Genomic DNA, 12,064 nt, shown 5'->3' with positions numbered 1-12,064 from the left:
AGAGGAATAATCAGCCAGTATTGTACTTTTGGATAAAAATCACATTGTTTTTCTAAAAGTGAGTGACTAAAGTATCTGAATAAAACAGCGGCCTATACGCCCTGATCCAATAACGATAAACATGGAGCATGCATGCGAACTTTATACCAGTTTCCTTTATCTCACTTTTGCGAAAAAGCACGTTGGATGCTGGACCATAAAGAGCTGTACTATGTTGCTCACAACCTGATTCCCGGCGTACATCGGGCTTTTGCCCGACTGAAAACAGGACAGAATCGTCTGCCTATTTTGCGCGATCAGGACAAATGGATTGCAGATTCAACCCAGATTGCGCTTTATCTGGATGATACTTATCCAGAACATCGTTTATTGTATGCTGAAGGACATTTTCGAAATAAAGCCTTAGAAATTAATGAAATTACTCTGGAGCTGGGTCGTCATGTCCGCCGCTGGATGTTATCTCAAGCGCTGACTTCCGATCATGAATCTCTCGATATTTTAATTGGTGAGCAGGGCTATTTGCGCCAGTTTGAAAAATTTTCTAAACCTTTATTAAAAGCGATGGTCGCCAAAGGTTATGCATTGAATGAGGAAACTGTGGCGGAATCCAAACAGCATATTGATGTCACTGTACAGCAACTCAATCAGATGCTGGTTAGTCAAGGTGGATATTATTTTGTCGGAAATCGTTTAGGTCTGGCGGATATTGCTGTCTGCTCTATGCTTGCTCCATTATTGGCGATTCCGGGGACGCCGTGGGAAAAAGAAAATTTTGAAACCTTGTCCGAAGAATATCGTGATTATCAGCAGCATTTAAATGCGTTGCCTCTGGGTGAATATATTTGTCGTATTTACCGAACCGAACGCAATGCGCGAGTAGACTGGCGTGGTGTATAAGCTTCAAGGCAAATCCTAAAATTAAAAACGCGCATTTGCGCGTTTTTAATGAGATGATGATTAACCCCAAGGATTATTTGGGTCGATATCAATATTTTTACTAAAGTGATTGAACAGTGAACCAAAATCAAAGCTGAAAGCTGGATGAACCACCACCACTGCTGATATTTTGAATCGTATCTTGAATGTCAGGCAGAATAGCAGACAAGTCAATATTGGAATCTGTGGCACCCACATCTTGGACCAGATCACCTGGATCGGGTAATTCAATCGAAGAGCTATTATCAATCAATTGCCCAATGCCTCCGGCAATGCTCCCTGGATCAAACCCGTTTGAAGCAGAGGAAATTCCTTCGATCAGAGTACCCAGATCCAGATCACTATCTAGATTGAGATGACCCAATAATCCTCCTAAATCTATGCCATTTGAGCCATTCGCGATCAGGCCGCTGAGTAAATCGGTAAAGCCATCGAGATCAAAATCCCCCGCTGCATTCTCACCGACAAAACCGCTAATTAAATCTGTGATAGCACCGATATCAAAATCATTGCCTGTATTGCCGCCGATTAAACCGCCGATCAGATCTGCAATCGCGCCGATGTCGATATCACCTAGTGCACCAGACCCACCAATCAGACCACCAACCAGCTGAACGATTTGTGCAATATCAATCTCGCCATTACTGCCGATGAGGTTGCTGACCAGATCTGCAATTGCAGCAATGTCGATATTACCTAAACCACCAGAACCGCCGATCAGGCCGCTGACCAGCTGAACGATTTGTGTAATATCAATCTCGCCATTACCGCCGATGAGACCGCCGACGAGTTTGGAAATAGCACCAATATCCAGATTGCTGCTATTGTTCGCCATTAGGCCATTCAACAAATTGGTGATCTGGCCAATATTAAAACTGCCCCCATTGGATTGGGTTAAGCTGCTGATCAGACTCTGAATATCTAACTCCGAAGCATTTGAACCAGACAACTGAATTAATAAATTGCTCAGATTTGCGCTGTTCAGACTATGTCCAGAGAGAAGGCTGTTTAATAATGAGCTCACGGAAGGTTGTGAATTAGAGCTGTTTAGACTGCCAATGAGATTGCTAAGCGTACCTGAGGCTGTTCCAGCGAATAAGCCACCTAACAGGCTTTTAGTTTGTGTTTCAGCCGTTAAGACAGGACTCACCTTGGTTTTAATCAAACTTAAAATTTTAGAAGCCATGAGCATTCCTTATTTAATATTTTTGAAAAATGCTATTTTTATTTTTAGTGCGGCTTTGTTTTAATCTATTTCTATACACTTGTAAAAGATAAGTGGCTGAACTGTGCGGGTACTTGAAGGTCTGGCTTGTATTTTGCTGGACTAATTAAACTTAAACTATTAAAAAATAAATAATTAATAAAAATTACCATTGGTCATTTTTTAGAATTATATGATTAAGGGTTATCTGGTTCAGGATTGAAAGTTACTTTATAAAATGGCAGAAGATTTGGAAAATATTTTCAGAATATGAAAACTTTGTGAAAAATAAATAAATATTGTATAACAGGGAGAGCGCAATATTTTGCTATTTTTATTGATTATTAAGAAAGAGTATAAAAATGGAACTGGATCGTTTCGATAAACATATTCTAGAAATATTGACCCATGAGGATGTCAATCTGAATGAACTGTCAGAGCGGGTAAATTTATCTGTGAGTTCAGTCCATCGCCGGATCAAACACTTGATCGATCACAATATTATCAGTGGCTTAAAGCGTGAAATTAATTATCAGAAATTAGGTTTCACGCTGCATGTACTGTTACAGGTGTCGCTAAGTAAACATGATAGTGATACTTTTGCTAAATTTCTGGAAGAACTGGAAAGTATTCCCGAAGTGATTAATGCCTTTTTGGTCACCGGCCAGTCTGCGGATTTTATTGTCGAAGTAGTGGCGCGAGATATGGAAAATTATAGTGAAATTTTACTCAAGCGTATCGGGAAAATTGAGCATGTGGTTGCACTGCATTCGAGCTTTGTCATTAAAGAATATAATGTCTTTAACTGTAGCGGACTACTCAATAAAGTTTGATCCTATGCGAGAGTAGCAGACAGCCATAAAAAAACGCACCCAAGGGTGCGTTTTTAGTTTTGATCAAGCTTAAGCGTCTAATTGCGCCATCACTTCATCGGTAAACTCTACGTTGGTATATACGTTTTGAACATCATCTAAATCTTCAAACATATCGATCATTTTCAGAATCATTTTGGCTTGATCAACATCTGTAATTTCAGCTTTGGTTGAAGGGCTCATCACCACTTCAGCATTGTCAGACTTAAGACCTGCTGCAGTGAGCGCATCCTGTACATCACCAAAGCTTTCAGGCGTGGTAATTACCAGAATTTCATCTTCAGCAATTTCAATATCTTCCGCGCCTGCTTCCAAAGCTACTTCCATGATTTGATCTTCTAAAGAAACATCTTCAAAAGTGATCTCGCCACGTTTGGTAAACAGATAAGCCACTGAACCGGCAGTACCTAAGTTACCATTGGTTTTTGAGAAGCAATGGCGAACATCAGGAACAGTACGATTCAGATTGTCTGTCATGGTCTCTACCAGAACAGCAACACCACCTACACCATAACCTTCATAGGTCACTTCTTTCAGGTCGTCGTTATCTTCGCCACCCGCACCACGTTGAATGGCACGGTTGATCACATCACGTGTCATATTTACAGATAATGCTTTTTCAACCACCGCACGCAGACGAGGGTTGCTACCTGCATCTGGACCACCGAGTTTTGCCGCAGTGGTTAATTCACGAATATATTTGGTAAAAAGCTTACCACGACTCGCATCTTGTTTTGCTTTACGATGCTTAATATTGGCCCACTTGGAATGACCCGCCATGCGAACTTTGCTCCTTGTAGATTGGCTGTATGCCTATCAGAATGCCGAAATTCTACCATAAGCTTTTTTTTAAAAAAAAGTGTCTGGATTTGAGATTTCAGGATAAAACAAAAAAATTGTATTAAATTGATAGAAAAGGGGAATGCTATAGTGCAGTTTTTTGATTTTATTTTTCAAATTTATACAAATGCTTTAGGAGGACATGAACAGCAAAGGATCTGTTCATGTCGAGCACTGTTACTGAGCTTATTCCGGAATGACAATATCCAGATCCACTTTATCTTTATAGAGCTGTTTGATTAAGGCCAGATCTTGAGCCAGATCTGTTGGATAGATTTTGCCTAAAATGCCACCTTGTTTGGTTCTGGAATTGGCATATAGCAACACAATCGGCACATTGGCAGCTTTGGCAATATGCCAGAAGCCGGTACGGATCGGTTTACGTGCTTCACCTTGCTTGGCACGTGTCGCTTCTGGTGCAATCACCAGATTAAACTTTTCATTATTCTGAAAATGCTCCACCATCTGGGTCACGATATCTTTATTGGCCTTGCGGTCAACAGGAATACCGCCGACAGCTTTTAATAGCGGTTTGAAAGGTCCTTTAAATAGTTCTTTTTTGATTAAGGTATGAATTTTAAGATCATAAATCTGGAAGAGGGCAATCGACAGCACTGCATCCATCATTGAAGTATGTTCAAAGCCAATAATGACCTGTTTGTCTTCGAGTACATCTGGTTCGACATGATATTGCCAACCCGCAAGTTTAAATGCAGATTCGCCAATGAATTTATTTAGCATAAGCACAGATTAAGTAAAAGCCATATGTGGAGAATTGCATAATTTCTTCTTGTTCGACCATTCAGTCAATAGGCTGGCAAATAAAACGTGTAAATAATGTAGAAATCTATAATTTCTTGATCTTTTTAAACTGAAATATTAAGAGCTAAAATGTATAAATAAAAAATATTGATATTAAAAAAGTATTATTAGATATAAAAAAAGTCTTAAAATGGTGAAAAAATGACTATCCAGAGCAAAGTTTAGTTATTAGACTTTTGTCGAAGAAGAGAAGGGGTGTTAATCCTTTCTATTTTGTTGTTCTTTCTACTCTGAGATTGAAAACTATGACATACATTACAGCCTTTGTAGTCTCTTTATTGATTTTAGTGCTTATAATTGTATGGTCTTTCATCGAAATTAAGCAGGATTTGCGTAAAGAAAAGGAAATGAAGTCTCAATTCTAATTTTTCTTTATTGTGCAGCTCATATACTTTTCCATCATTTTTAATGTTTTATCAAATATTTTTTGATACTTTATAAATATACTGAGACGTCAAATCTATTAAATGTATGCTTTATTCTATGAGGTTGACGTCAATATTTCAGGCTAGGCTGCCTAAAATTGATCTGCATATATCCCATTTTTTGTATGTCTTTAGACTGAAGTCTTAAAGAACTAGAATTTCTGTCGAATCAAGTCATGATGATTGCTGCCTAAGTGTTCAAGTGGTTATAAAAGTACTTGTCTTTCAAAAAAATCTTAGCTAGTATTCATGACGCTTGAACTTATTGATAAATAAAGTTTTCAGCATGTAGGGCCTATAGCTCAGTTGGTTAGAGCAGCGGACTCATAATCCGTTGGTCGACAGTTCAAGTCTGTCTGGGCCCACCATATAAAACAACCACTTAGGTGCATTAATCCTAAGTGGTTTTTTTGTTTTTAGATTCTGGTAAGCAAATGGTAAGCAGCTTAAATCAACATTATTTTTAACAGGCTTTGTTGTATAAAGACTTTAAAGATAGAATTTACTGTAATTACTCAAATTCAAGTGAAAACGTGGGTATGGGGGCGATCTAATTCTGTAAATTTATTTAAGACGGCTATACGTGCATTAATCTCATTGATCTGACTGTCAAAATTCCTTGTGCTGAGTTTATCGCCTAATAATTTGATGCAATGCATCTCGGTTTCGACCAAGTTATCGCCGTTGATGCCATAGACCACTTTTTCCAAATGCTTATCACTAGACGCTTGACCATTTCAATAATTTATTCCTCTCTATATATTTCGTTCACTTGCCTTTCCAAAACTTTAAACTTTTCCTTAGTAGAATCACCGTATGTGTTTTTAGGTCTAAAATCACGTGTTGGGAGTGTTTAATGTCATAAGCCTGTCTGTATAGGCAGAGTCGATATCTATAGGAATTTGAGCAAGTAAGTTTCTAAATGCTTGTGAATCACTGACATCGTTGGCAGTTACTGTACAGTACTTGTTTCCAGGATTTTAGCATCTATATCGATATGTAGCTTAAGCCACTGCCGCTGATATTAAGGCTGATGCTTCGTACGTTTCCAATTGCTTTTACTTAAAAATTTCAAGTCAGTACAATCGACAATTAGATGCAGTCCATTGCTGCTTTTTTAATAGTTAATTGCAATATCAATATGCTTTTGTTTTCTACATAGGGTGGAGTATCTTGCGTTGAAAAATTCAAGCTAGATAGCCTAATAAGCTTTGAACCAAACCCAATTGAGATATTCCCTAAACCGATTCAGAGGAGATTATAAGAGTGTCAATTGCTTGTATGATAAATTTTAGGTGTGAGCTTATTCATTTGGAAATAGTATTGTTGAATAAGCTCCCAGAATGAGTTTATGCGATAAAGCCACTCTATCCTAGAATCTGTTTATATAGATTTACAAGGTTCTCATCTATGCAAGGAATTAAATGATTGATTTTAGGGTGAGCAATAAGATCAGCTTCAGTTCTTTTAGATTTTTCTCGAATTTCAATAGTCCAATTCCTATCTCTGTATTGTCGCCAATTTAATTTAATTTTAAGAGGACGATTATAGCCCTTTAACTCCATAATGAATATCTGATCACATATTTCATCGAATAAAAATATGTGTGAGCGCTCAAGATAATCATGTCTTTTTAGCAGCAATTCCAAAGTATTTATAATAAATGAACAGCAATCATTTACTAGACTTGTACTGCCAATACTATAACCCCATTGATGTAATAAATATAATGCACACAGGCTATCTAAAGATCCATATTGAGCTAATTTTTCTAAATCAGATTTATTAAAATCTTTTATATGTCCATTTATTATTAAATTTTCAAATATATAATTAGGAAGATTATTTAACTCTATTAAAATTAACTTTTCTTCTGTAGTTCGATATTTTAAATTTTTCCATATTGAGTGATTGATGATATTGGATGAGCCAATACATTTCGAATCAATAATATCAATCCATTCTTGCTGTGGGGTAGATAATCCAAACTTATATTTTTTAAATAAATTTGATTCATGACTTTTTTCAGTATCTTTACATAATAACTTTGCTAAACCGAAATCATTCTTAATTTTCCCAAAAGCTATTAATTGATTATGAAAGAAATCATACCAACTCAATGTTTTAGCGAAATCTATCCTAGTTCTTAGTGGGCGTCCCATATATCTCTCTTTTTTATTTAAGCTCATAAATATCTTAACCCAAATTCTGGTAAAGAAAAAATAGATTTTAAGACAATTTCATTACCAATTTATTTATGTTTTTATAAGTTGAAATCAACTGGAATTACAAAATATGGTACTTAAGCACAAACAAAAGCCCATTACAGATGATCGGCTTTTGTTAACAACTAAGGAAACAGCTAGGTTGCTGGGATATGCAGAACAAACATTGCGTAAATGGGCACTGTATGAAAATGGACCAATAAATCCTATTAGACATGGTCGTAGTCTTCGATGGAGTAAAGCAGAAGTCTACAAATTTGCTTGCTCACAAGAAGACTAAATTTGAAGATGATATGAGCTAGTTGCTCATATCTATTCATTAGACTGCTAGGCGAGTTAGGTAATGTAATAACGAATTATCTACAAGCCAGCAGAAAGTTTATTTGGGTTGTATAAATTTTATTTAAAGAGAACAATTACTTGAAGCTTTTAATTTGTGATTGATTGGGTGGGGTTAGAAGGCTTTAAAGCTTAACTCTGAATAATTTTCACTTTTGAAAAAATTCAATGCTTTCAGACTGTATGAGCACAAACTTCAAAGCTATCATCCTGCAGGTAAAAAAGTTAATCACAAATATACTTATAAATAATTGTCCTACGTTAAAGGATCAATAGTGTTAAAAATGCCAGTAGATGAAAATAAAATAGAATCTAGATTAAGAAGTCTTTCTGAAAGTATTGCTCTTATGCATATCGATTTTGCAGGATTTTTTGAGGAGTATAGCCTTAAAGAATCAATAGACAGTATAATGTTAAATTATGAAAGTGGTTCTTATACTAGTGCGATAAAATCATGTTCAGAACAATCATTTTTAATAAAAAATAATAAATTAATTGATCTATATAAAGCTGAATATGGTAAATCCTATTTTTCAAATTTAATCATTGAAAGCAAAATTGTATTTGAGTTGAATGTTGTTATTTCATATATTGCTCATAATTTACAAAAAAAAGGTTATAGTGAAAGCCATATTTCAACACTTTACTATTACTTTTATTTGTTACTAAAATTGATTTCACCGAAAAATTGTGAATATCGTGATGAAGATGGTTTTAGTGAGATTTTGGAATCGATTAATATATTTTTAATAAAATCATGTGAATCAATAGCTGATGATTTAGATGAAAAATTTGTTTCAGATTATAATAAAAAATTTAATAAATTATTTTTCTCGGTTACTAATATTGATAAAATAACTATAGTAAAAAAGATTTTTGAATATTTAAAAATATTCATTGTAAAAATAAAAAATATCGAAAATTTAAAAAACAATAAGAAAAGCACAAAGGCTAAATCAAAATTCAAAAGAATTAAAGTTAGTGACCCTAGTCCACAAGAGGCTATAAGTATTTGTGTTCCAGAAGGATCTTATGATTCTATTGAGGATGAAATATCTGAAGACGATACTCAAACAATCCTTAATGTTAAAGCTGATAGTGTTGCTGGTAGAGTAAGTGGGTATGTACAATCAGATAAAAAAATAGCTGAAATTATAATCAGGAGAAATTATCCTACAGTATCAAATCCTTCGTTTTTAGAACAAATTCTATTACGAAAAGTATTTCAGGTACTGATAGATAAATTTCAAGCTCAGCCAGACTCACAAGAAAGTGCTATTGCTGCAATGTTCTTAATGTCGTTATTTACTGGGGTGTCAGCGACACATTTTCTTAATATAGACCTTCTCTTAGAAGATCAGCGAATTTCTAAAGCTAAGGATGCAGATGGTTATCTTTTTAGATATTACGTTGGTTTAGATAATACTGAAAAAAGTAAGAATAGAACGCTAATCAACCAACTTTGTCTTACTACAGCACAGAATTGGGATATTCATGTTCCAGCTTCGTGGGTAGACACTATTTTAAATCATCAAAATTTGTTAATAGTGGATTTGAATTTGAAAATTAAAGACTGGTTCTCCAGATATTGTTTAGGTGTAATAAATATTGGTTCTATAGCGCAGCAACTACATTTCCATATGGCACGCATTGATCCTAAAGGCCTTTTGAAAGAATTTATTAAAAATAAAAAAATTCATCATGAACCTGAATTAGCCTATGCTGTTTTCAATGCCATTGAAATGAATAAATATTATCAAAAATATCTTGAGAACGTCACTGACGTACAATTCCAGTCTAGTGATGATTCTAGCTCCGATAAAGCAATAGATTATCCTGTCATTTGGGAGCGAAACGAAAGAAAAATTGGGAGTAGGAAACTATGGAATACAAAAGATGCTCGGAATTTTATTCATAGATTAAAAAGTGATTTGGAGTCAACTCTCAATAATGAAAAAAAATCGCTTTATGAAAAGGTGAATAGTTATGCCATATGGATGTGGACAATTTGTTTATTAACTCTTGGTATCCGCCCTAATTCAGGTGCTCCAGGACCATTGAAGTATTACGATGCAACAAATGGCTTTTATTACGTTCATGATAAAAAAAGCGAAAGTCGTCCTTTTGGTCGTTATATACCGATAACCAGTTTTTTGAAAGAAGAAATATCGAAATACCAAAATTTCTTAATGGAACAGGGTTTAGCTAATAAGGTTGAAAAAGATACAGATTTATCCCTCATTTATATCATGGATAAAAGGAAAAAATTGCAGGAAATCACGGCAGATTTCGTCCAATGTAATTTAGAGTCAATGAATTTTTATTTGTATAAAAATTGGGCTAGACATTTTTTAATCAATTCTGTGAAGTTACCGATAGATATTCAAAAGACATTGTATGCACACGATAGTCTAGATATTGGATTTAGTTATGGGTCTTCACTTAGTTTTTATGCATATAAAACGAAAATTCTCAATGCTGTTGACGGAATGTTGATTGAGCTTGGCTTGGTGATAAAAGTATGAGTAAATTATCATTAGAACTTCAGACTGACTTAAAAAATAAAGCAATAAATTTATGTTGTGATATCACTAAGTTATTTGATGAATTTAATTCTAAAAAGCGAAAAACTGATAAGTCATGGCGTAATCTTAATGTTAATACTCAAAAATTAATTGGAGTTATGCAACATGAACTTAACGCTCAACTTAAGTTAATGAGTGAAATACAGTTAAAAAATGAATATTTAACGTATTGGCGCGAATTGTGGTTTGTAGAAAAAACAAAAATTATTGATAAATATTATGATATTACGAAAGTGGTAGATTTATCGATACCTGATTATTTTATATCTAATAGTGCAAAAAAGGAAATTAATGCTACTCCACACAAATTAATAGAGGGTTCGCAATTAAATAATTTTAAGAATCAATTAGAGAAATTTTGGATAGAAAAAGAAGTTTTTAACTATGATTCAGAATATTTTAAAGATATAGAAAGTAAAGAAAATTTATCTACTAATCATTGTCTGTTGAGGATTCTATTTGCTCAGTTGACATTAAGTTTAATTTTTCACTCAAATTGTCCATTTGAAAATCATCTAGTTAGTATAGTTAAAACAGTCTTTAAAAACTTTACTGAATATGGTGTATGTGATCTCAGCCCTATTGATGGATTAGAATATATTTATGATGTTAAGGACGCATCAAAATTACAAGCAAATGGTTTTTTATTGAGTTATCTAATTCCAAATAAAAGATATGCAAATTTGTTTTTGGATGGGAATACGTACCAGAGTTGTCAGGTCAGTCTTGAACCTATTACATTGATTATTTTGAATAGATTAGTTGCCGAGATACCTAAAACACATTATTTGAGTTTAGATCAAATTTTAGGATTTGATATAAATGATACTAATAAATTTAAAAATTGGATGTTAAATGAGTTAAGAAAAATTTCTCAGAATAATGAAGTTGTTAAAAAATTTAAAGCTAAAGGGTTTATGGCATTTAACCATATTGATTATATTGCATGGAATAAGAGAAAGGTATCAATAGATGGGTTTTTATCCGCATTAAATGTAGGGAAGTATGCTACGTCAGCAATTTCAATAAATTACTTAAATCAGCTAGAGCAAAGATTAAAAATTCCTTTAGAGGAGTTAAGGATTCAATATGTCCAAAACAAACTAATTAAGAGTGAAAAAGTAAATCAGTTATCTTTTCAAGCCATTAAGTGTACGGATAATTTTTCTAATACTATGCCCAAAGAAGTAAAGAGAATTTTAAGGATAGGATCTAAAAGCAATGATCAAAAACGGTTCAAAAGATCTTTAAAATTTAATTTGGCAAAGGTAAGAAATGAATATGATTTAGAGTTTATTAAGGGCGAAAGTGATCCAGATATAGCATCATTAAGTGTTCAAATTTGTTTGCTAAGTTGGTTTGAAATGAATTTGACAAATGGTATTAAATTATCTTCTCTTCAAACCTACAAGTCGGTATTTTCAGTAGAGCTTTATTGCTATGCTGTTGAACATTCAATTAATTTATTAGATGCAGATCAAAGTGATTTTGAAGATATGTATGAGTACATATTAAGCGTGAAGATAAAAAATGATAAAAATACCACACTTGAGGAAACTAACTTAGAGAGTTATGAAAAAAAGCATGATACATATTCAGCTGCTTTAAAGCAGCTTAAGGCATTTCATAAACATATTTCTAGTGTGTTCAATGCTCCAAATTTGGATGATTGGTTTTCATATTATAAAAGTAAGCGTCCGCTGAACCCCACTTTTTCTAACTCATTAATACCGCGATAGTGTCCACTTAAATTTAAGTGGACACCTATTTATGGATTTAAAGACAGTTATAGACAGTGCACCAACGCTAAAAAAGC

8 protein-coding genes, 1 tRNA gene and 2 pseudogenes are annotated in these 12,064 nt (G+C 34.0%); 6 read left to right on the top strand and 5 right to left on the bottom strand.

All coding sequences use genetic code 11. The features are described from left to right. The first annotated feature begins 132 nt into the window (after positions 1–132). Positions 133–897, top strand: coding sequence for a glutathione S-transferase family protein (locus FTU42_RS02620; protein WP_005097394.1), 765 nt, complete (start codon positions 133–135; stop codon positions 895–897). A gap of 60 nt (positions 898–957) precedes the next feature. Here FTU42_RS02620 and FTU42_RS02615 read toward each other — a convergent pair. After that, positions 958–2,122 (bottom strand): annotated as a pseudogene (locus tag FTU42_RS02615) (hypothetical protein). A gap of 380 nt (positions 2,123–2,502) precedes the next feature. Between FTU42_RS02615 and FTU42_RS02610 the strand changes: the two are divergent. Further along, positions 2,503–2,973, top strand: coding sequence for an Lrp/AsnC family transcriptional regulator (locus tag FTU42_RS02610; RefSeq protein WP_005097392.1), 471 nt, complete (start codon positions 2,503–2,505; stop codon positions 2,971–2,973). A 69-nt stretch (positions 2,974–3,042) separates the two neighbouring features. Here the strand turns inward: FTU42_RS02610 and FTU42_RS02605 are convergent, their stop codons facing one another. Continuing rightward, entirely contained in the window at positions 3,043–3,792 is a 750-nt protein-coding gene (locus FTU42_RS02605; RefSeq protein WP_005097391.1) for a YebC/PmpR family DNA-binding transcriptional regulator, read from the bottom strand. 246 nt (positions 3,793–4,038) lie between these two features. Then, the gene (locus FTU42_RS02600) at positions 4,039–4,593 is read right to left on the bottom strand and encodes a 1-acyl-sn-glycerol-3-phosphate acyltransferase (RefSeq protein WP_159138589.1); all 555 of its coding nucleotides are present in this window, start codon (positions 4,591–4,593) and stop codon (positions 4,039–4,041) included. 797 nt (positions 4,594–5,390) lie between these two features. On the opposite strand from FTU42_RS02600, the gene FTU42_RS02595 reads away from it, so the two are divergent. Next, a tRNA-Ile gene (locus tag FTU42_RS02595) sits at positions 5,391–5,467 on the top strand. 153 nt (positions 5,468–5,620) lie between these two features. On the opposite strand, the pseudogene FTU42_RS14830 reads toward FTU42_RS02595, so the two are convergent. Both FTU42_RS14830 and FTU42_RS02590 read right to left on the bottom strand, forming a co-directional pair. Continuing rightward, positions 5,621–6,323: pseudogene (locus tag FTU42_RS14830) on the bottom strand (IS5 family transposase); the annotation flags it as partial. A gap of 143 nt (positions 6,324–6,466) precedes the next feature. Next, positions 6,467–7,288, bottom strand: coding sequence for a hypothetical protein (locus FTU42_RS02590; RefSeq protein ID WP_227555023.1), 822 nt, complete (start codon positions 7,286–7,288; stop codon positions 6,467–6,469). Between the two features lie 106 nt (positions 7,289–7,394). On the opposite strand from FTU42_RS02590, the gene FTU42_RS02585 reads away from it, so the two are divergent. The 3 genes from FTU42_RS02585 to FTU42_RS02575 all read left to right on the top strand — a co-directional run bounded on the left by FTU42_RS02585 (position 7,395) and on the right by FTU42_RS02575 (position 11,987). Beyond that, positions 7,395–7,604: a helix-turn-helix domain-containing protein gene (locus FTU42_RS02585; protein WP_125275013.1), complete on the top strand. Its 210-nt coding sequence runs from the start codon at positions 7,395–7,397 to the stop codon at positions 7,602–7,604. Between the two features lie 334 nt (positions 7,605–7,938). Beyond that, positions 7,939–10,188 (top strand): hypothetical protein, encoded by a 2,250-nt coding sequence (locus FTU42_RS02580; protein WP_180082982.1) that lies wholly within the window; start codon positions 7,939–7,941, stop codon positions 10,186–10,188. Continuing rightward, positions 10,185–11,987 (top strand): hypothetical protein, encoded by a 1,803-nt coding sequence (locus FTU42_RS02575; protein ID WP_180082981.1) that lies wholly within the window; start codon positions 10,185–10,187, stop codon positions 11,985–11,987. Before FTU42_RS02580 ends, FTU42_RS02575 begins: the two co-directional genes overlap by 4 nt. Positions 11,988–12,064: the final 77 nt, after the last annotated feature.

The organism is Acinetobacter sp. YH12102 (genome assembly GCF_013419125.1).
Classification (GTDB): domain Bacteria; phylum Pseudomonadota; class Gammaproteobacteria; order Pseudomonadales; family Moraxellaceae; genus Acinetobacter; species Acinetobacter pseudolwoffii.
Note: the sequence above shows the minus strand (reverse complement) of the source record. Positions and strands in the feature narration are given on the sequence as shown.